This window comes from Photorhabdus luminescens subsp. luminescens (assembly GCF_001083805.1).
GTDB classification, from domain to species: Bacteria; Pseudomonadota; Gammaproteobacteria; order Enterobacterales; family Enterobacteriaceae; genus Photorhabdus; species Photorhabdus luminescens.
The window spans coordinates 37229-56540 of the sequence record NZ_JXSK01000010.1 but is presented as its reverse complement, the minus strand read 5'-3'; the positions used below and the strand labels follow the sequence as shown (position 1 = coordinate 56540).

Below are 19312 nucleotides of genomic sequence, written 5' to 3'. Positions count from 1 at the left end.
TCAAACAGGCTAATCGCCTGACCGAGTGGGTGTGAATACTAACCAAACCACATCTGATACGCAAGGTTAATTTCAATAATCAGAATCACTTGAGGAAAAAAACAACAAATTAACCCGCATGTTTCACTGCATCAGCAATACGATGGGCCAAAGCAGTGACTTGCACATCATCTTCACCCTCGACCATGACACGAATCAATGGCTCAGTACCAGATTTACGTAACAATACCCGTCCACGACCATTTAATTCAGCTTCAACAGATTTAGTAATATTAATTACATTTTCCGATTTAAGTGGATCGTGTGAACCGGAGAAACGAACATTTACCAGCACCTGCGGCAAAAGTTTCATACCACTACACAAATCGTGCAAACTCATATGATTGCGAACCATAGCACTCAAAACCTGAAGGCCAGCAACAATACCATCCCCCGTAGTTGTTTTATCCAGCAAGATAACATGACCAGAATTTTCGGCACCTAAGCGCCAACCTTCTTCTTGCAATTTTTCCAGCACATAACGGTCCCCCACTTTAGCACGCAAAAACGGGATACCAAGCTGCTTCAATGCCAGTTCCAATCCCATATTACTCATCAGCGTACCAACAACTCCACCACGCAGTTGCCCTTGTCTCAATGCTTCACGGGCAATAATATAAAGGATTTGGTCGCCATCAACTTTCTGCCCTAAATGATCAACCATAATAACGCGGTCACCATCACCATCGAATGCCAGACCAACATCCGCCTTCTCTTCTACAACACGTTGTTGCAATAAACGAACATCGGTAGCACCACATTTTTCATTAATATTGATACCGTTCGGCTCACAGCCAATCGTCACAACATTAGCTCCTAGTTCTCTGAGCACATTTGGGGCAATGTGGTAAGTCGCACCGTTAGCGCAATCAAGTACAATTTTCAATCCATTAAGACTTTGCTCACTTGGAAATGTACCTTTACAGAATTCAATATAACGGCCAGCCGCATCAACAATACGATTTGCACGTCCCAACTCTGCTGATTCCACGCAAGTCAGCGGTTTTTCCATTTCAGCTTCAATTGCCTCTTCCACATCATCCGGCAGTTTCGTACCGTCAATAGAGAAGAATTTAATACCATTATCATAATAAGGATTATGAGAAGCAGAGATAACAATTCCAGCTTCAGCACGGAAGGTACGAGTCAAATAAGCAACAGCAGGTGTCGGCATAGGGCCAGTGAACGAAGCCGACAAACCAGCCGCAGCTAAACCTGCTTCTAAAGAAGATTCCAGCATATAGCCAGAAATACGGGTATCCTTACCGATAATGATCTTACGAGAACCATGACGAGCCAATACCTTACCCGCAGCCCAACCAAGCTTTAACACAAAATCTGGCGTAATTGGGCTATTGCCCACTTTGCCACGGATACCATCAGTACCAAAGTATTTGCGGTTACTCATAATTTCTTTTCTTCCTTTGCTGAAAGTGTTGCTTCGACAATTTGCATTGCCTGCACGGTTTCTTTGACATCATGCACCCGGATAATTTGCGCTCCTTGCATAGCAGCGATAACAGCGCAAGCTACACTACCGACAACCCTTTCTTGCGGCGGCACATGAAGCAACTGACCTATCATAGATTTACGTGACATTCCTGCCAGCACAGGTAAACCAAATTGATGAAATTGGTTTAAATGTGCTAGTAACTGATAATTATGCGTCAAGTTCTTGCCAAAACCGAAGCCCGGATCAAGAACAAGTTTATCTTTTGTTATCCCTGCCATCACACAACGTTCAATTTGCTCAGTAAAAAATTGTTTCACTTCACTCAACAAATTTTCATAATGTGGCGCATCCTGCATCGTCCGTGGTTGGCCTTTCATATGCATCAAGCAAACGGGTAAGCCAGATTTAGCCGCGCTTTCCAAAGCACCAGGCTCTTGCAATGCACGAATATCATTAATCAAATGAGCGCCCGCTTTTGCTGATTCACTCATCACCAATGCTTTCGAGGTATCAACAGAAATCCAAATATTAAATCGTTGGGCTAAGGCCTCAACAACCGGAACAACACGCTCTACTTCTTCCTGTTCACTGACTTCATTAGCTCCCGGACGGGTAGATTCCCCACCGATATCAATGATTGCAGCCCCTTCATTAATCATCTTTTCAGCATGTCGTAAGGCCATATCCAGAGTATTATGAGCACCACCATCAGAAAATGAATCTGGAGTCACATTCAAAATACCCATTATTTGTGGACGAGAAAGATTGAGAACATTATCTCTGACTCTGAGGTTCATATCAGGCTACCTTCAATGTCAAAACCCCAGGACTTACCTGGGGTTTCATGAATATATCAATCAGATTACGAAACAATGGAACAATTACTGATCTTTATTTCCTGACTGCCCTACTTGTTCACCACCTTGCGCCAATGTATTGATATCACCAGTTGGTTTTGTAGTCTGCGGAGGAGGTGTATTGCCTGTTGGGCGACTGTTATTATTGCTACCATTATCGCTTTCCCATCCAGCTGGCGGACGCACATTTGTACGATTCATTAAGTCATCAATCTGGGGAGCATCAATAGTTTCGTACTTCATCAATGCATCTTTCATCGAATGCAGAATATCAAGATTGTCCATCAGAATCTGACGAGCACGTTGATAGTTATGATCGATAATTGCCTTCACTTCCTGATCAATAAGACGAGCAGTTTCATCAGACATGTGCTTGGCTTTAGCAACTGAACGGCCAAGGAACACTTCTCCTTCTTCCTCTGCATAGAGTAATGGGCCGAGCTTTTCCGAAAAACCCCACTGTGTCACCATGTTACGGGCAATTGATGTCGCCACTTTGATATCGTTAGATGCACCAGTAGAAACGCTATCTGGACCGTAAATAATCTCTTCCGCCAGACGACCGCCATATAAGGTTGAAATCTGACTTTCCAACTTCTGACGACTAGCACTGATCTGATCTCCTTCCGGTAGGAAAAAAGTCACACCCAAAGCGCGGCCACGTGGAATGATGGTAACTTTATGAACAGGATCATGCTCAGGAACCAGACGACCAATAATGGCATGACCTGCTTCATGATAAGCAGTTGATTCTTTTTGCTCTTCCGTCATCACCATCGAGCGGCGTTCTGCGCCCATCATGATTTTGTCTTTCGCTTTTTCAAATTCAACCATAGACACTACGCGTCTGTTACCACGAGCAGCAAACAAAGCAGCTTCATTCACCAGGTTAGCCAAATCAGCGCCAGAGAATCCCGGAGTACCGCGAGCAATAACAGAAGCATCAACATCAGTATCCAAAGGAACCCGACGCATATGAACTTTCAGAATCTGTTCGCGGCCACGTACATCTGGCAAACCAACAACAACCTGACGGTCAAAACGACCTGGACGCAGCAACGCAGGATCAAGTACGTCGGGACGGTTAGTCGCGGCAATAACGATAATACCTTCGTTGCCTTCAAAACCATCCATCTCAACCAGCATCTGGTTCAGAGTCTGCTCACGTTCATCGTGACCTCCGCCCAAACCAGCGCCACGCTGACGGCCCACCGCATCAATCTCATCAATAAAGATGATACAAGGTGCTGCTTTTTTCGCCTGCTCGAACATGTCACGAACACGGGATGCGCCAACACCAACAAACATTTCAACAAAGTCGGAACCAGAGATAGTAAAGAACGGCACTTTTGCCTCACCAGCAATTGCTTTTGCCAGTAAAGTCTTACCCGTACCCGGAGGCCCAACCATCAGAATACCTTTCGGAATTTTTCCACCCAACTTCTGGAAGCGGCCTGGCTCTCGCAGATATTCCACTAGCTCACCAACTTCTTCTTTCGCTTCGTCACAACCAGCAACATCAGCAAAAGTGGTTTTAATCTGATCTTCTGTCAGCATACGAGCCTTGCTTTTACCAAAAGACATTGCCCCTTTACCGCCGCCGCCCTGCATCTGGCGCATAAAGAAAATCCAGACCCCAATAAGCAATAACATCGGGAACCAGGAAATGAAAATAGAAGTTAGCAGACTTGGTTCCTCAGGGGGTTCACCAACCACTTTTACGTTTTTATTCAGTAACGTATCTAGCAGTTTTTCATCCTGTACTGGTAGGTAAGTGGTGTATCTGCTGTTATCTTTCCTACTAACGTTAATTTCACGACCTGTGATACGAACTTCGCGCACCTGATCCTGGGCTAATTCATTGATGAAGGTAGAATAATCCACCCTACGACTATTGGAATCGCTGGGACCAAAACTCTGGAATAACGACATCAGCACAACTGCGATAACTAACCAGAGAATCAGGTTTTTCGCCATGTCACTCAAGGGATTAACCTCATATTACAACTGTGTTAACAAATAGCATTCAGGGTACTATAGTTTCCGCCCTGTCGCTACAATGTATACTTCACGCGATCGTGCCCGCGAAGCGTCTGGCTTACGAATTTTCACGTTCGTAAATAGGGAGCGAATTTCCCTCAGGTATTCATCAAAGCCCTCTCCCTGAAACACTTTGACAATAAAACTCCCCCCGGGGGCCAGCACATCACGACACATATCTAACGCCAATTCAACCAGATACATGGATCGAGGAATATCGACCGCAGGTGTTCCGCTCATATTGGGTGCCATATCCGACATGACGACCTGGACTTTATTATCACCAACTCGCTCAAGCAATGCTTTCAATACAAGTTCATCTCGAAAATCACCCTGAAGGAAATCGACGCCAACAATGGGATCCATCGGTAAAAGATCACAGGCAATCACTCGCCCATTATCATTAATTTGACTCACTGCGTACTGAGACCATCCACCAGGAGCTGCGCCTAAATCGACAACGGTCATGCCAGGCTTAAAAATTTTGTCACTTTGTTGAATTTCATCAAGTTTAAACCAAGCGCGAGAACGAAGCCCTTTTTTCTGTGCTTGCAGAACATATTTATCACTAAAGTGTTCTTGTAACCAGCGACTGGAGCTTGCCGAACGTTTTTTATTGGCCATTGTCCTTTCCAACTATACTACGAATAAAGAGCCAGATATCTATTGCTCCATACACCAAAACCACAACACACTATTTATGGTGATAGAGATGAGATGGCGGTAGAATGTCCCGTTTTCAATCCTAACTAAGCAAAAAAACAATGACTCTTAACAAAAAACAAGTACAACACCTGAGAAGTCTCGCTCACCCGCTAAAACCTGTCGTCATGATTGGTAATAACGGCCTGACCGAGGGTGTGTTGGCCGAAATTGAGCAAACTCTGTCACACCATGAGCTTATCAAAGTCAAAATCGCAGGCGAAGATCGTGAAACCAAAAATTTGATCGCCGATGCAATTGTCCGCGAGACCGGTGCATATAATGTACAAATTATCGGTAAAACCCTAGTTCTTTACCGCCAATCGGAAGAACGCAAAATTATTTTACCTAAATAATCAAACCTCATTTATATAAAATGCCGTGCGCATATCATGATAAAAAAGGCCACATCCGGCCTTTTTTACTTTCTCCACGATCCTTGTGCAACTTTACCTAACGTAAATCAATCGCAACAGGCCAATCCTGAAGTTAAATATATTCAACTTTCAGGATTTCATATTCAACTTCACCACCTGGTGTTTTGATAATAACAACATCATCAACTTCTTTACCTATCAAACCACGGGCAATTGGTGAATTCACAGAGATTAAATTTTCTTTAATATCTGCTTCATCATCACCCACAATCCGGTAAGTCTGCTCTTCATCAGTATTTATATTCAAAACCGTAACTGTAGTCCCAAAAATAACACGGCCAGTCTTAGGCATTTTTGTGACATCAATCACTTGTGCATTAGAAAGCTTAGCTTCAATTTCCTGAATACGACCTTCGCAGAAACCTTGTTGTTCACGAGCAGCATGATACTCAGCGTTTTCTTTCAGATCACCATGTTCACGCGCTTCAGCAATATCTGAAATAATTTTTGGACGGCGTACGTTCTTTAAATAATCTAACTCTTCGCGCAACTTATCCGCGCCACGTACCGTCATTGGAATCTGTTTCATTTATTAATCCTCTAAATCTTTCCTGAGCAAAAAAACAAGCATCATCCTGATGTTTTCAGATAACAGCACAATGAGCACACCTTGTCGGGCGGGCTTCCAGACAATAAACAATGGTGCAAACTACAGGGCTACCCAGAGTTCACAATCATATTTTACATATTAATATATCATTCTAACGTAGACTTGGTGATGGGTCATCGTTTACTTTTCCCCACTTTGCGCCTTAGTATTGTGGTACGTCTACATCCATATGCGAAATTTATGTCCTTCTTTAAAATTGCCAGCAGATTAGTTTGCGTTACCGCTCTGTATTTAATTACACTCAACGCAAACGCCACACCCGTTGAGGAATATACGCAATATCTGCCTGATGGTACTAATCTGGCGTTAATCGCTCAAAAAGTTGGTGCCAACACCCCGTTAATTGATTATCACGGACAGCAAATGGCGCTACCAGCGAGTACGCTGAAAGTTGTCACAGCTCTCGCCGCATTGTTACAACTGGGTAAAGATTATCGCTTTATCACCACACTGGAAAGTCATGGGAAAATTTCAAGCGGTGTCCTGAAAGGGAATTTGATCGCTCGTTTTGTCGGAGATCCAACACTGACCCGTCAACAGCTTCGCAATATGGTTACCGCTCTAAAACAATCTGGCGTGGAAAAAGTTGACGGCGATCTTCTAATCGATGTTTCCGCTTTTGCCAGCCACGATAAAGCTCCCGGTTGGGTATGGAATGACATGACCCAATGTTTCAGCGCTCCCCCCGCTGCCGCAATTGTAGATCGAAACTGTTTTTCAGTTTCGGTATATAGTGCTGAACGCCCCGGAGATACTGCATTTATCCGGGTAGCATCCTTTTATCCTGTGAATATGTTCAGTGAAGTTAAGACGTTGGCAAAAGGCTCTCCCGAAAGCCAGTACTGTGAACTGGATGTCGTTCCCGGAGAACTTAACCGTTTTACACTCACCGGATGCCTTACCCAACGCAGTGAACCGTTGCCACTGGCTTTCGCGATTCAAAATGGCACCAGCTACGCAGGGGCAATTCTCAAAAATGAATTACAAATTGCAGGAATTGAAATCACAGGTAATCTCAAACGCCAAAGCTTACCAACTGAACCGGGAGAAATTCTGGCTCAAAATCAATCAGCACCATTACATGATCTGCTGAAAGTTATGCTAAAAAAATCCGACAATATGATTGCTGATACCGTATTTCGGACAATAGGCCGACAACACTTTGATATACCAGGAACCTGGCGTTCAGGCTCTGATGCGGTACGGCAAGTGTTAAAACAAAAAGCAGGTATCGATCTAGGAAATACCGTGATGGTGGATGGCTCAGGATTATCCCGCCATAATCTGATTACTCCTGCAACCATGATGGAAGTATTACAGTTTATCGCTCAACATGACCAAGAATTAGACTTTATTTCCATGCTGCCATTGGCAGGTCATGACGGCACATTAAGATACCGGGGAGGGCTGGATGAGGCAGGAGTAAACGGAAAAGTTTCGGCTAAAACCGGTGCCCTGCAAGGAGTTTATAATCTGGCTGGCTTTATAACCACGGCTAGCGGACAACGAGTTGCTTTCGTGCAATTTATTTCTGCTTACGCCGTACCGCCAAAAGAACATCGCAACCGTCGTGCTCCTTTGATTCGATTCGAAAGCAGGTTATACAAAGACTTATATCAGTACAACTGATAAAATTGGCGCCATTTCAAATATGGCGCCCTTAACTATGGTGAGAAAATGAAAGAATCAGCGTTTATAAATAACCTCAACACCTTCATCGTCATCTTCGTCCCAATCGTCATCCCAGTCATCGTCTATTTCCGAAACCTGTTCCAATTGCTTTTTATGGTAGTCATCCCACATAAATTCAACTTTCTCAGGGTGGGTTTCACCTTCTGTTGTGCTAATATTACGAGGCTGAGTTTTCATAAACTCCATAATATCCCAGCAAAGCGCTTTAACACCCAGACGATTTATCGCTGAGATCATATAAAAGTCGCCTTCCCAACCCAATTCATCAGCAATAGCTTGGGCACGCTGTTTAGCTTCTTCTGGTTCCAACAGATCAACTTTATTGAATACCAACCAACGCGGTTTTTCTGCCAATTTTTCACTGTATTGTTGTAGCTCGTTGACAATAATCCGAGCATTTTCAACAGGATTTGATTCATCAACAGGACAAATATCGATTAAGTGCAGTAATACCCGACAACGTTCCAAATGTTTCAAAAAACGAATACCCAAGCCAGCACCGTCGGAAGCACCTTCAATGAGCCCTGGAATATCAGCCACAACGAAACTCTGCTCGTTATCCATCCTTACTACACCCAAGCTTGGCACTAGAGTGGTAAATGGATAATCTGCAACTTTCGGTTTAGCAGCAGAAACAGCACGGATAAATGTGGATTTGCCCGCATTTGGCATCCCTAGCATACCAACATCGGCCAACAGCATCAGCTCCAGCATCAATTCACGGGTTTCACCTGAGGTCCCCATCGTTCTTTGACGAGGAGCCCGGTTAACAGAAGATTTAAAGCGGGTATTGCCAAGCCCGTGGAATCCACCTTTTGCTACCATTAGACGCTGTTCATGACGAATCATATCGCCTAGAACCTCACCGGTTGCCGCATCACGGACACGGGTCCCAACAGGGACTTTAATCGTGATATCCTGACCACGCTTGCCTGTACAATCACGGCTTTGACCATTTTGTCCACGTTCTGCCCGAAAGGATTTTTCAAAACGATAGTCAATCAGTGTATTGAGATTTTCATCTGCTAGCAGATAGACATCTCCACCATCTCCACCATCTCCACCGTCTGGCCCACCTTTCGGAATATATTTTTCACGACGGAAGCTGACACAACCATTGCCACCATCCCCCGCAACAACCAGTATTCTGGCTTCATCTACAAATTTCATATTTTTCTCCGTATGATAGCCATTACAGTGCTGGACGGCCGTTGTTACCCAGAGATGGCGTATTTTAGAATATAAAAAGCCCCGCAACACATGCAGGGCTTCTGATTCGGTTTATAACTCGAAAAACTTATTCAGCTTCGATGCTGATAAATTTGCGGTTTTTCGGGCCTTTAACTTCGAATTTAACTTTCCCGTCAGCTAATGCGAACAGGGTGTGATCGCGACCACAACCAACGTTATTGCCAGCGTGGAATTTAGTGCCACGTTGACGAACAATGATGCTGCCTGCTAATACAGACTCGCCACCAAAACGTTTTACACCCAGACGTTTGCTTTCAGAATCGCGGCCATTACGAGTTGAGCCGCCAGCCTTTTTGTGTGCCATTAATCTGCTCTCCTAAATCTTAAGCGATGCCAGTGATTTTAACATCGGTGAACCACTGACGGTGGCCTTGCTGCTTACGGCTGTGTTTACGACGACGAAACTTAACGATTTTAATTTTCTCGCCACGACCGTGGGCAACCACTTCAGCTTTGATTTTAACGCCTTCAACGACAGGAGCGCCGATTTTGATGTCATCACCATTAGCGACCATCAGAACCTGGTCAAACTCAACAGTTTCACCCGTTGCGATGTCCAGCTTTTCCAGGCGAATTGTTTGACCTTCGCTGACTCGGTGTTGTTTACCACCACTTTGGAAAACCGCGTACATATAAACTCCGCTTTCCGCACGCCCCCTTAAATATCATTCCAGAGCGCACTATAAATATTCATAATAGGGCGCGAATTCTACGCAAAAAAGCCTAAGAAGACAAGTGCAGAATTAGAGCAGATGATAAAAAAACATAGTTGCTGAATTGTCATTTATTTAGACTGTTTTTCGAGTACAATCAAGACACAGCAATAACTATTTTAATGTTAATATGAACACAGCTCTGCATTAAAACCCATAGCCGAAAAAATATGAATTTAGAATCTATTATCAAGCTAACCGCTGATGATATGGCAGCGGTAAATGAAACCATTCTTAGTCAGTTGAATTCTGACGTTACTCTTATTAATCAGTTGGGCTACTACATCATCAGCGGCGGTGGAAAACGCCTCCGGCCAATCATTGCCATCCTAGCTAGTAGAGCATTGGGTTATCAGGGTGATAAGCATATTACTGTTGCTGCATTGATTGAATTTATCCACACAGCGACTCTGTTACATGATGATGTTGTGGATGAATCAGACATGCGACGTGGCAAAGCAACTGCCAATGCCATGTTTGGTAATGCAGCAAGCGTACTGGTTGGCGACTTTATATACACGCGCTCTTTCCAGATGATGACAGCTCTTAACTCCATGCGAGTTCTGAAGTTGATGTCAGAGGCAACCAATATTATCGCCGAAGGCGAAGTTTTACAGTTGATGAACTGCAATGATCCAAATATTTCTGAAGATGATTATATGCGGGTGATTTACAGTAAAACAGCCCGATTGTTTGAAGTCGCCGCCCACTCTTCCGCAATTCTTTCTAGCGCCACCCCAGAGCAAGAAACAGCTTTACAAAATTACGGATGTTATTTAGGCACTGCATTCCAATTAATAGATGACTTACTCGATTATGATGCCGATAGCGATACATTAGGCAAAAACACTGGAGATGATCTTAATGAAGGTAAACCGACATTGCCTTTGCTGCACGCTATGAATCATGGTACTCCAGAGCAATCAGCACTTATTCGTGAAGCAATTGAAAAAGGTAATGGCCGCCATTTACTCGAAACCGTGCTGGCAACCATGAAACAGTGCGGCTCACTAGAATATACCCGTAAACGAGCAGAGGAAGAAGCAGATAAAGCAATAGCTGCTTTGCAGGCGTTGGAAAACTCCCCATACAAGCAAGCACTCGTGGGGTTAGCCCATATTGCCGTACAACGCCTTTCTTAATCGATAGAACAAAACCTGGGGTTAATCTGACTCCAGGTTTTTCTCTGCGTCTTCAACACCTACATCAATATAACCAATAAGTTTTGCCAGTCCCTCTCGAAGGATAAATTTCACAATTTTTTCCCGCTCAACTTTAGTTAGTTGATAGTAAGCCTCAATCCAAATTAAGAATGGGTCTTGCCGTTTGTTTGCATAATCGATCGTGCTTTCCCCTACGGATAACACATTAAGTACATCTTCAGGCAAACTATTTATATGATATTCAAGAGCCTTGCCCTGAACACCCCGTTTACGTCTATATTCCCATCCTTCCCGCCTTGCCATCAGATTTATTCCCTGTGGCGAAGAAGGAAGTCCGGCAATACCAACCAGCTCTTTAGCTGAGTACCATTCTTTTTTCATACTTTTCTTCTCACTTTGCACCGGGATAATGAAGAAGAATCCAAGTTAGTTGGCATTTTTAATTTCCAAAAATGGATTAAATAACAGAAAGCTTTTCTAAAAAACTTCTGATACCATCCCGTAAGATCATGGCTGTCACAGCCTGTTTCTCAGATTCTGATAACTGATGAAAAGCTCCAACCCAAATCGATAAAGGATCTTGCTTCTGCACCTGATACTCAGAAGATGATTCATGAAGTTCCAATGCTGCAATGGTCGTTTCCGGGAAACAGGAGTAGTGATACTCGACTGCTTTACCTTGCACACCTCGTCTTTTCTGACATAACCACTCCTCGCGTTTTGCTCTGGCATTAACTCCTTGTGGTGATCCAGGTAACTCACCCACGCCGATTAACTCCCTGGCCGAATACCACTCTTTTTTCATCACGTTTCTCTATTTTTGTTACCAAGTTCAAAAAAGAAGCTTTTAAGAAAAAATTTGGAAATATTTTTAGAAAAATAATGCTATTTTATTTCTCAATAACAGGTTTAAGTTCGTTATTGCTCTCATGCGTACCTGTTATTTATACCACTAAGATAGCATCAAATTTAATAAAAAAAGGATTAAAAATGATTTCAAGGAAATCTGATTGGCATCCTGCCGATATAATTGCAGCTTTACGCAAGCGGGGAACAACTTTAGCGGAGGTATCACGCAGAGCGGGGCTTAGCTCGTCGACCCTAGCTAATGCACTATCTCGCCCGTGGCCAAAGGGGGAATGGATAATTGCGAATTATCTGGAAATACATCCTTCAGAAATTTGGCCAAGTCGTTATTTTGATCCAAATACTGGAGAATTATTAGAAAGGAAAGTACGCGAACAAACAAATAATTAGCTAACGAATTATATTAGTTGAATAAAAACCGCCGGTAATTCGCTATACCAGCGGTTTTTATTATTTCATAGATATATATTTTTTATTTATAAAATATATTAATTAGTTATTAATAAATTTTTCACCTAATTCTATATCTTTTCTCAATACATCTAGCATGCCTTCCAGTGCTTTCTGTTCAAAATCACTCAATTGACCAATGTCCAAACGTTCTTCTACACCATTTTTACCCAAACGAATCGGCTGAGCGAAGAAGCGAGCATATTCGCCATCACCTTCAACATAAGCACATTCCACAACATCACTTTCGCCTTGTAAGCCGCGAACCAAGGAGAGACCCAGACGAGCCGCAGCTTGCCCCATAGACAGAGTTGCAGATCCTCCCCCCGCTTTAGCTTCAACCACTTCAGTGCCGGCATTCTGGATACGTTTAGTTAACGAAACCAGCTCTTCATCAGTAAAGCTCACATCAGGGATCTGAGACAACAGAGGTAAGATTGTCACGCCAGAATGACCACCGATAACGGGTACTTCGATTTCTTGTGGCTTTTTACCTTTCAATTCAGCAATAAAAGTATTAGAGCGAATCACATCCAGGGTTGTGACACCAAACAGGCGGTTTTTGTCATATACACCCGCTTTTTTCAGCACTTCGGCTGCAATAGCTACAGTTGTGTTAACTGGGTTAGTAATAATCCCAATCAGTGCTTTCGGGCAAGTTTTAGCCACTTGTTCTACCAGGTTACGAACGATCCCCGCATTAACATTAAACAGATCTGAACGATCCATACCTGGTTTACGGGCAACCCCTGCAGAAATCAATACAACATCTGCTCCTTCTAATGCGGGAGTTGCATCTTCACCAGCAAAACCTTTAATTTTCACTTCCGTTGGAATGTGGCTCAGATCAACAGCCACCCCAGGTGTCACCGGAGCGATATCATATAAAGAGAGTTCTGAACCTGAAGGAAGCTGGGTTTTTAGTAGAAGAGCAAGAGCCTGACCAATACCACCGGCTGCACCGAGAACTGCAACTTTCATCCTGATACTCCTTAAATCGTTTATACTTTAAAATGCCATGAATTCATCTGGTTACGAACCATAGATTGCTACGTTTTTGAAAACAATCTGTTAACAGCCAAATTGTGGACTTACGCTCTAATAGTGGGACGCAAAAGTCGCCGTATTCTAGGCAAAATGCTTATCTGTTAATGAGATAACGGACACTATTTTGAGAATTTTCCTATAATTTTACGAAATAACCTGCTAAATACCTTACACCCAACAACAACGCCAAACAACATCATTTGATTAACAATATATTTACCTGATAACCAGCTAAAAAAAGCAAATTTCCATATTCATATTTTATGAATTTCTATATAACATAAGACCAATTTTTCACGGTTCAAATTAGCTATAAAATCATTATTATTGCATAAAAATTCATTCATATGCATAATAGCAAGCTTCATAGCTGATTGAATATGGTGAAATATGCGTACTCCCTCTAAACAGGAAGATTTAGTAAAAGCTTTCAAGGCGTTATTGAAAGAAGAAAAATTTAGCTCTCAAGGTGAAATTGTCACCGCTTTACTGGAAGAAGGTTTTGAGAACATTAACCAATCCAAAGTTTCCAGAATGCTCACTAAATTTGGTGCTGTTCGCACCCGTAATGCCAAAATGGAGATGGTCTACTGTCTACCTGCTGAACTTGGCGTCCCAACAGCCACTAGCCCACTAAAAAACTTGGTACTGGACGTTGATCACAACCATTCAATTGTTGTCATTCGCACAAGTCCCGGTGCCGCACAGCTTATTGCACGTCTGTTAGATTCTCTTGGTAAAGCAGAAGGTATACTTGGCAGTATCGCTGGTGATGACACCATTTTTACCACACCGGCTAGAGGTTTTACGGCAGAACAGCTACGTGAAGCAATTCTTGGGTTATTCGAACAAGAACTTTAAATGAACGCGCCAACAATGGCGCGATTCATTTTCCCGCAGTTATTTTCAGGATCGACAAGCTTTTTTATTTAGTGCAAATAGCAATTTTTCATGAATACCACCGAATCCACCATTACTCATAACCAGAATATGATCACCCTGTTGTGCCTTATCAACAATCATATTTACCAGAGAGTCGATATCAGCACTCCAATAAGCAGGCTGAACACAGCGATCTGCAATTTCTGATACATGCCATTTAATATTAGCTGGCTGAAATAAGAACACTTCGTCAGCACGCCCTAATGCTGGTGCAATTTCATTCTTGCTGATGCCCATTTTCATGGTATTTGAACGCGGTTCCAACACAGTAATAATACGCGCAGTTCCACCAACCTTACTACGCAGAGCTTCTAACGTTGCCAGCATTGCTGTCGGGTGATGTGCAAAGTCATCATAAACAGTGATGCCATTCTCCTCGCCACGTAACTCAAGGCGACGACGCGCATTAATAAATCCGCTTAAAGCACAGCAGGCATCTGCTGGCTGGACACCAACATGATGCGCAGCAGCAATTGCAATCAGCCCATTGCGCATATTATGTTCGCCCACCAGCGACCAGCTCACTTCTCCAACAACTTTGCCATCATAAAACACCTGATAATTACGGCTGTCTGTACTGATCTTTTTTGCCTGCCAGTTACCGGTTTCACCCACTAGCTCCAATTCACTCCAGCAACCCATAGACAAAACCTGTTTCAGGTTAATATCGTTATCCGGGGCAAGGATCTTACCACTACCCGGAACGATCCTGACAAGATGGTGGAACTGTCTCTGAATCGCCGCCAGATCGCCAAAAATATCGCCATGATCGAATTCCAAATTGTTCATGATCAGAGTACGTGGGCTGTAATGCACAAACTTAGATCGTTTATCAAAAAAAGCGCTGTCATATTCATCAGCTTCTATTACGAAAAACGGACTTTCCCCGATCTGAGCTGATGTTTCAAAATTTCCCGGAGCACCACCAATTAAGAAACCGGGTTTATAACCACAAGCTTCCAAAATCCAGGCTAACATACCCGCAGTTGTTGTCTTGCCATGCGTCCCCGCAACCGCCAGCACCCAACGTTCAGGCAAAACATAATCATGCAGCCATTGTGGACCAGAAGTATAAGGGAGCCCACGCTCCAGCACAGCTTCTACACAAGGATTCCCACGGCTCATAATATTACCGATGATGACCATATCTGGCTCAGAATCCAACTGTGCCGGGTCATATCCCTGAATCAGATTAATCCCATGTTTTTCCAGTAAGGTACTCATTGGTGGATAAACATTGGCATCAGAACCAGTCACTTCATGGCCGAGAGAACGTGCTAAAATTGCCAGTCCACCCATAAAAGTGCCGCAGATACCAAGAATATGAATACGCATTGATTTCCTATTCCATAGCATAAAGTTAGCCACTATTCTAACCATCAAAAGCAAGATAAGAAATGGAATAGCCTATGAATCATCCCTTTCTTTGGCTAAACTGCCCGCGTAAGAGTGCAATGGACACTCTAAAACCACTATCAAATCACATTCAGGACTTTCGTCATGAAAACATTAGGCGAATTCATCGTCGAAAAGCAGCACGATTTTTCTCACGCTACAGGTGAACTCACTGCATTGCTTTCCGCTATTAAGCTCGGAGCAAAAATCATTCACCGTGATATCAACAAAGCCGGTTTAGTGGATATTTTAGGAACCAGCGGTGTGTCCAATATCCAAGGCGAGGTGCAGATGAAACTGGACCTGTATGCTAATGAAAAACTCAAAGCAGCACTGAAAGCACGCGGTGAAGTTGCGGGGATCGCTTCAGAGGAAGAAGATGATATCGTTATTTTCGAAGGAGACCGCGCTGAAAACGCAAAATATGTTGTTTTGATGGACCCATTAGACGGTTCTTCAAATATTGATGTAAACGTTTCCGTTGGTACTATCTTCTCTATCTACCGCCGTATTACCCCAATCGGCCAGCCAGTGACTGAAAAAGATTTCCTGCAACCAGGTCATCGTCAAGTTGCCGCCGGATATGTTGTTTACGGTTCTTCAACTATGCTGGTCTACACCACCGGCTGTGGGGTACACGCCTTTACTTACGATCCTTCCTTGGGAGTATTTTGTCTTTCCCATGAGAAAGTTCAGTTCCCACCCAACGGCAATATGTATTCCATCAACGAAGGGAATTACATCAAATTCCCTATGGGGGTAAAGAAATACATCAAATATTGCCAAGAACAAGATGAAGCGACTCAGCGCCCTTATACCACCCGTTATATTGGTTCGCTGGTTGCTGATTTCCATCGCAATTTGCTGAAAGGTGGAATCTATATCTATCCAAGTACTGCCAGTCATCCATCAGGAAAATTACGCCTGCTGTATGAATGTAACCCAATGGCATTCCTGGCTGAACAAGCCGGAGGTAAAGCCAGTGATGGCGTCAACCGCATTCTGGATATCATCCCATCCAAACTGCACCAGCGCGTACCTTTCTTTGTGGGTAGTAAATCGATGGTGGAGAAAGCCGAGAGTTTTATGGCTGAGTTCCCAGATGAGTAATTTCATCAGTTAATTACGGATAAGCGGCGGGATTTTCGTCGCTTTTTTGGTTTTAACTAATGAAGCTAAAATACTCCAGCAATCCTTTTCCATAAATCTCTCAACAACGTCATCCAAACATTCCACAAAAAACGCAAAATGTTCGTCAGATGATTCTTTAAAATCTATGGTCACCAACTGGTAACCCAAGCCACCTCGAAGAAGTGAACGATACTACTATGTGATTGACGTTATAGTGATGAATTACTTTATTACTGATTGGTAACCACCTAACAGATCACCTTCAATAAAATGGCGACTACACAAAATCGTGCGCAGGCTCGAGGAGTAGTCACCACTTCTGTTAGATATGAAAAATTCGCCCATCTCCAGTCGGGAGTTCTACGGTTAGGCTGAGTTTGCCTCCCATAGCTTCAACATAACGCTTTAACGTAGCCAGTTTTATATCATTACCCCGCTGTTCTATTTGCGTAATTGCAGGCTGACTAATACCTAAACTGTCCGCTAGTTTTTTCTGAGAAATATTCAGCTCTTCTCTCATCAGCTGCAAACCAGTTTCTAAAATCATTTCATCAGCCATCTGTTTTATATCTGCTCGATCTTCAACAGAAAATTCTCGTATCTTATCTTTAAGAGTTTTCATTTTTACCCTCCAAACTCGCTAAGTGAGTTTCATACTCAGCATCAGCCACCGGGATCATTTCTTTGTAAAAATGCTTTTCGTTCCCTGCCTTATCACCAGCACATAGAACAATAGCTCGTCTTAATGGGTCAAAGGCAAAAAATGCTCTTATTGGCCTCCCCTTACACTGAATTCTTAACTCTTTCATATTGTTAAATTTTGAACCATACAAAGAGTCAACAGCAGGACGACCTAGTTGAGGACCAAACATTTCTAACACACTAAGATCTGCCAATATTTTTTTCTGGGTGCTGATATCTTGCTCATCAAACCAATCTTCAAATCGACGAGTTAAAATTATAGTCCACACAACAACCTCATAAGTCATGACTTATAATAACATTATATAATCCACAGCTTATATATCAATATGTAAATACAAAAAGTGCCCTAGTACAGGAGCTAACGCACCTTTGTCATGTGTGGTAATGAGCATGTCACTGGTTTTATGCTCTCACCAGTAGCAGCGTTAAACGACCTTTTGCTCTAGGTTTTATCGCAAGGAATGAATATGGTTGAACCAACTCCTGTGATCATGCCAAGTCAGAATAATGATCATCAGAAACGTGGGTTAGGAGCAGCTTTATTAAAAGTTACATTTCAATAGATTATCAATTATACTTTTGAAAAAAATTATCCTAAAAATTTCAGTATATACAGCAAAATTAATATACCAGTCCAAATAGCAGGGAAAATCTGACCTTATCGAGAGCTAAGAAGAAACCTGTACTATCCGTTAGTGACTGCACTACGGGACTATCACCAAACTCAGAGACAGCATCAACCAACAAGCTACTTGTCAGAAAAATGGAGAGTACTTTAAAAAATGTTTTGGCTATAATACTCGCCACTCTATTCTGGTTTGAAATAAAGGAAACTTTCATGAGCCTGAACTTAGTACCGGCAGGAAAAGAACTGCCTGAAGATATCTATGTCATTATTGAGATCCCTGCCAACGCCGATCCGATTAAATATGAAATTGATAAAGAATCCGGTGCGCTGTTTGTAGACCGTTTTATGGCTACCGCGATGTTCTATCCATGCAACTATGGTTACATCAACAACACTCTGTCTCTGGATGGTGACCCAGTTGATGTTCTGGTTCCCACTCCATACCCGCTACAACCAGGTTCTGTAATCCGTTGCCGTCCGGTTGGCGTCCTGAAAATGACTGATGAATCAGGCGAAGACGCGAAACTGGTTGCAGTTCCACATAGCAAACTAACCAAAGAGTATGATCACATTAAAGATGTGAACGATTTACCAGAGCTACTGCGCGCTCAGATCACTCACTTCTTTGAGCACTATAAAGATCTGGAAAAAGGCAAGTGGGTTAAAGTTGATGGTTGGGATAATGTTGAAGCTGCTAAAGCAGAAATTATCTCCTCTTTCGAACGTGCCGCTAAGAAATAACTTTTCTCTGTTTAAATAATTAAAAAACCTCTGGGGAACATCACCAACAGAGGTTTTTTAAAACCTACTCCCTTTTTGTTATGACAAAAAAGGATTTTTATTTACTCTTCCGCGTGACGCTTCAACCAATCACCGCTTTTTATCCGCCGCAAACCAGCTATCGGAAACTGATAAAGATATATCCATGCATTGCCATACGGTGTCTGAATCAACTCCCTTACATACTCCCGCGAATTATCTTTCAAATCATCTAATTCTGTCAGGATAGTAGAATTGATTCGATATACCTCACATTCAATACTTCCGTCACCACGGATAACCGCAGGATAATGCCCAAGGTCATATAGCTCATAGCCTTCCAGCCGATGATCACCTAACCATTGAGCATCGGTCATCCAGTGATGATTGCCCTGTTTGCGCCGTAAGCTGCCATAAACAATAATTCGCAT

The 19312-nt window shown here is 42.9% G+C and carries 22 protein-coding genes; 7 read left to right on the top strand and 15 right to left on the bottom strand.

Annotated elements, in window-relative coordinates; translation table 11 throughout:
* Window positions 1-109: 109 nt before the first annotated feature.
* The 4 genes from glmM to rlmE all read right to left on the bottom strand — a co-directional run bounded on the left by glmM (window position 110) and on the right by rlmE (window position 5013).
* Entirely contained in the window at window positions 110-1447 is a 1338-nt protein-coding gene (gene glmM / locus TI10_RS20005; protein ID WP_049585099.1) for a phosphoglucosamine mutase, read from the bottom strand.
* Window positions 1444-2289, bottom strand: a complete 846-nt coding sequence (gene folP, locus TI10_RS20000; RefSeq protein WP_049585098.1) for a dihydropteroate synthase — start codon at window positions 2287-2289, stop codon at window positions 1444-1446. Before folP ends, glmM begins: the two co-directional genes overlap by 4 nt.
* A gap of 84 nt (window positions 2290-2373) precedes the next feature.
* On the bottom strand, window positions 2374-4326 hold the full coding sequence (ftsH, locus tag TI10_RS19995; RefSeq protein ID WP_139180516.1) for an ATP-dependent zinc metalloprotease FtsH: 1953 nt from the start codon (window positions 4324-4326) through the stop codon (window positions 2374-2376).
* A gap of 57 nt (window positions 4327-4383) precedes the next feature.
* On the bottom strand, window positions 4384-5013 hold the full coding sequence (gene rlmE / locus TI10_RS19990; protein ID WP_049585096.1) for a 23S rRNA (uridine(2552)-2'-O)-methyltransferase RlmE: 630 nt from the start codon (window positions 5011-5013) through the stop codon (window positions 4384-4386).
* 140 nt (window positions 5014-5153) lie between these two features.
* Between rlmE and yhbY the strand changes: the two genes are divergently transcribed.
* Entirely contained in the window at window positions 5154-5447 is a 294-nt protein-coding gene (gene yhbY, locus TI10_RS19985; protein WP_049585095.1) for a ribosome assembly RNA-binding protein YhbY, read from the top strand.
* 133 nt (window positions 5448-5580) lie between these two features.
* Here yhbY and greA read toward each other — a convergent pair whose 3' ends face one another.
* Window positions 5581-6057 (bottom strand): transcription elongation factor GreA, encoded by a 477-nt coding sequence (greA, locus tag TI10_RS19980; RefSeq protein WP_049585094.1) that lies wholly within the window; start codon window positions 6055-6057, stop codon window positions 5581-5583.
* 261 nt (window positions 6058-6318) lie between these two features.
* Here greA and dacB point away from each other — a divergent pair, with 261 nt between their 5' ends.
* Window positions 6319-7767 (top strand): serine-type D-Ala-D-Ala carboxypeptidase, encoded by a 1449-nt coding sequence (dacB, locus tag TI10_RS19975; RefSeq protein WP_049585093.1) that lies wholly within the window; start codon window positions 6319-6321, stop codon window positions 7765-7767.
* A 57-nt stretch (window positions 7768-7824) separates the two neighbouring features.
* Here the strand turns inward: dacB and cgtA are convergent, their stop codons facing one another.
* The 3 genes from cgtA to rplU form a co-directional block, all read right to left on the bottom strand.
* Entirely contained in the window at window positions 7825-9000 is a 1176-nt protein-coding gene (gene cgtA / locus TI10_RS19970; RefSeq protein ID WP_049585092.1) for an Obg family GTPase CgtA, read from the bottom strand.
* 127 nt (window positions 9001-9127) lie between these two features.
* Window positions 9128-9385, bottom strand: a complete 258-nt coding sequence (gene rpmA / locus TI10_RS19965) for a 50S ribosomal protein L27 (protein WP_011148617.1) — start codon at window positions 9383-9385, stop codon at window positions 9128-9130.
* A gap of 19 nt (window positions 9386-9404) precedes the next feature.
* Window positions 9405-9713, bottom strand: a complete 309-nt coding sequence (rplU, locus tag TI10_RS19960; protein WP_011148618.1) for a 50S ribosomal protein L21 — start codon at window positions 9711-9713, stop codon at window positions 9405-9407.
* Between the two features lie 251 nt (window positions 9714-9964).
* Between rplU and ispB the strand changes: the two genes are divergently transcribed.
* Window positions 9965-10936 (top strand): octaprenyl diphosphate synthase, encoded by a 972-nt coding sequence (ispB, locus tag TI10_RS19955; protein ID WP_049585091.1) that lies wholly within the window; start codon window positions 9965-9967, stop codon window positions 10934-10936.
* A gap of 21 nt (window positions 10937-10957) precedes the next feature.
* Here ispB and TI10_RS19950 read toward each other — a convergent pair whose 3' ends face one another.
* Both TI10_RS19950 and TI10_RS19945 read right to left on the bottom strand, forming a co-directional pair.
* The gene (locus tag TI10_RS19950) at window positions 10958-11338 is read right to left on the bottom strand and encodes a DNA-binding protein (RefSeq protein ID WP_049585090.1); all 381 of its coding nucleotides are present in this window, start codon (window positions 11336-11338) and stop codon (window positions 10958-10960) included.
* A 76-nt stretch (window positions 11339-11414) separates the two neighbouring features.
* The gene (locus TI10_RS19945; protein ID WP_049585089.1) at window positions 11415-11762 is read right to left on the bottom strand and encodes a DNA-binding protein; all 348 of its coding nucleotides are present in this window, start codon (window positions 11760-11762) and stop codon (window positions 11415-11417) included.
* A gap of 185 nt (window positions 11763-11947) precedes the next feature.
* Here TI10_RS19945 and TI10_RS19940 point away from each other — a divergent pair, with 185 nt between their 5' ends.
* The gene (locus TI10_RS19940; RefSeq protein WP_011148622.1) at window positions 11948-12214 is read left to right on the top strand and encodes a helix-turn-helix domain-containing protein; all 267 of its coding nucleotides are present in this window, start codon (window positions 11948-11950) and stop codon (window positions 12212-12214) included.
* Window positions 12215-12316: 102 nt separating this feature from the next.
* Here the strand turns inward: TI10_RS19940 and mdh are convergent, their stop codons facing one another.
* Entirely contained in the window at window positions 12317-13255 is a 939-nt protein-coding gene (gene mdh, locus TI10_RS19935; protein WP_049585088.1) for a malate dehydrogenase, read from the bottom strand.
* A gap of 456 nt (window positions 13256-13711) precedes the next feature.
* Here mdh and argR point away from each other — a divergent pair, with 456 nt between their 5' ends.
* Window positions 13712-14182, top strand: a complete 471-nt coding sequence (gene argR / locus TI10_RS19930) for a transcriptional regulator ArgR (protein ID WP_036776550.1) — start codon at window positions 13712-13714, stop codon at window positions 14180-14182.
* 45 nt (window positions 14183-14227) lie between these two features.
* Here argR and mpl read toward each other — a convergent pair whose 3' ends face one another.
* On the bottom strand, window positions 14228-15598 hold the full coding sequence (mpl, locus tag TI10_RS19925; protein WP_049585087.1) for a UDP-N-acetylmuramate:L-alanyl-gamma-D-glutamyl-meso-diaminopimelate ligase: 1371 nt from the start codon (window positions 15596-15598) through the stop codon (window positions 14228-14230).
* 165 nt (window positions 15599-15763) lie between these two features.
* Here mpl and fbp point away from each other — a divergent pair, with 165 nt between their 5' ends.
* A complete protein-coding gene (fbp, locus tag TI10_RS19920; protein ID WP_049585086.1) occupies window positions 15764-16768 on the top strand; it encodes a class 1 fructose-bisphosphatase in 1005 nt (334 codons plus the stop codon).
* 343 nt (window positions 16769-17111) lie between these two features.
* On the opposite strand, the gene TI10_RS19910 is transcribed toward fbp, so the two are convergent.
* A complete protein-coding gene (locus TI10_RS19910) occupies window positions 17112-17411 on the bottom strand; it encodes a helix-turn-helix domain-containing protein (protein ID WP_049585084.1) in 300 nt (99 codons plus the stop codon).
* A complete protein-coding gene (locus TI10_RS19905; RefSeq protein ID WP_049585083.1) occupies window positions 17398-17778 on the bottom strand; it encodes a type II toxin-antitoxin system RelE/ParE family toxin in 381 nt (126 codons plus the stop codon). Before TI10_RS19905 ends, TI10_RS19910 begins: the two co-directional genes overlap by 14 nt.
* Before the next feature lie 554 nt (window positions 17779-18332).
* Here TI10_RS19905 and ppa point away from each other — a divergent pair.
* Window positions 18333-18863: an inorganic diphosphatase gene (gene ppa, locus TI10_RS19895; RefSeq protein ID WP_049585081.1), complete on the top strand. Its 531-nt coding sequence runs from the start codon at window positions 18333-18335 to the stop codon at window positions 18861-18863.
* A gap of 101 nt (window positions 18864-18964) precedes the next feature.
* Here the strand turns inward: ppa and TI10_RS19890 are convergent, their stop codons facing one another.
* Complete coding sequence (locus TI10_RS19890) at window positions 18965-19312, bottom strand: gamma-glutamylcyclotransferase family protein (protein WP_049585080.1); 348 nt, start codon at window positions 19310-19312, stop codon at window positions 18965-18967.

Excerpts from the sequence above, each read along its gene's own strand:
- glmM (WP_049585099.1), bottom strand. The coding sequence starts at position 1,447 with ATGAGTAACCGCAAATACTTTGGTACTGATGGTATCCGTGGCAAAGTG.
- folP (WP_049585098.1), bottom strand. The coding sequence starts at position 2,289 with ATGAACCTCAGAGTCAGAGATAATGTTCTCAATCTTTCTCGTCCACAA.
- ftsH (WP_139180516.1), bottom strand. The coding sequence starts at position 4,326 with ATGGCGAAAAACCTGATTCTCTGGTTAGTTATCGCAGTTGTGCTGATG.
- rlmE (WP_049585096.1), bottom strand. The coding sequence starts at position 5,013 with ATGGCCAATAAAAAACGTTCGGCAAGCTCCAGTCGCTGGTTACAAGAA.
- yhbY (WP_049585095.1), top strand. The coding sequence starts at position 5,154 with ATGACTCTTAACAAAAAACAAGTACAACACCTGAGAAGTCTCGCTCAC.
- greA (WP_049585094.1), bottom strand. The coding sequence starts at position 6,057 with ATGAAACAGATTCCAATGACGGTACGTGGCGCGGATAAGTTGCGCGAA.
- dacB (WP_049585093.1), top strand. The coding sequence starts at position 6,319 with ATGTCCTTCTTTAAAATTGCCAGCAGATTAGTTTGCGTTACCGCTCTG.
- cgtA (WP_049585092.1), bottom strand. The coding sequence starts at position 9,000 with ATGAAATTTGTAGATGAAGCCAGAATACTGGTTGTTGCGGGGGATGGT.
- rpmA (WP_011148617.1), bottom strand. The coding sequence starts at position 9,385 with ATGGCACACAAAAAGGCTGGCGGCTCAACTCGTAATGGCCGCGATTCT.
- rplU (WP_011148618.1), bottom strand. The coding sequence starts at position 9,713 with ATGTACGCGGTTTTCCAAAGTGGTGGTAAACAACACCGAGTCAGCGAA.
- ispB (WP_049585091.1), top strand. The coding sequence starts at position 9,965 with ATGAATTTAGAATCTATTATCAAGCTAACCGCTGATGATATGGCAGCG.
- TI10_RS19950 (WP_049585090.1), bottom strand. The coding sequence starts at position 11,338 with ATGAAAAAAGAATGGTACTCAGCTAAAGAGCTGGTTGGTATTGCCGGA.
- TI10_RS19945 (WP_049585089.1), bottom strand. The coding sequence starts at position 11,762 with ATGAAAAAAGAGTGGTATTCGGCCAGGGAGTTAATCGGCGTGGGTGAG.
- TI10_RS19940 (WP_011148622.1), top strand. The coding sequence starts at position 11,948 with ATGATTTCAAGGAAATCTGATTGGCATCCTGCCGATATAATTGCAGCT.
- mdh (WP_049585088.1), bottom strand. The coding sequence starts at position 13,255 with ATGAAAGTTGCAGTTCTCGGTGCAGCCGGTGGTATTGGTCAGGCTCTT.
- argR (WP_036776550.1), top strand. The coding sequence starts at position 13,712 with ATGCGTACTCCCTCTAAACAGGAAGATTTAGTAAAAGCTTTCAAGGCG.
- mpl (WP_049585087.1), bottom strand. The coding sequence starts at position 15,598 with ATGCGTATTCATATTCTTGGTATCTGCGGCACTTTTATGGGTGGACTG.
- fbp (WP_049585086.1), top strand. The coding sequence starts at position 15,764 with ATGAAAACATTAGGCGAATTCATCGTCGAAAAGCAGCACGATTTTTCT.
- TI10_RS19910 (WP_049585084.1), bottom strand. The coding sequence starts at position 17,411 with ATGAAAACTCTTAAAGATAAGATACGAGAATTTTCTGTTGAAGATCGA.
- TI10_RS19905 (WP_049585083.1), bottom strand. The coding sequence starts at position 17,778 with ATGACTTATGAGGTTGTTGTGTGGACTATAATTTTAACTCGTCGATTT.
- ppa (WP_049585081.1), top strand. The coding sequence starts at position 18,333 with ATGAGCCTGAACTTAGTACCGGCAGGAAAAGAACTGCCTGAAGATATC.
- TI10_RS19890 (WP_049585080.1), bottom strand. The coding sequence starts at position 19,312 with ATGCGAATTATTGTTTATGGCAGCTTACGGCGCAAACAGGGCAATCAT.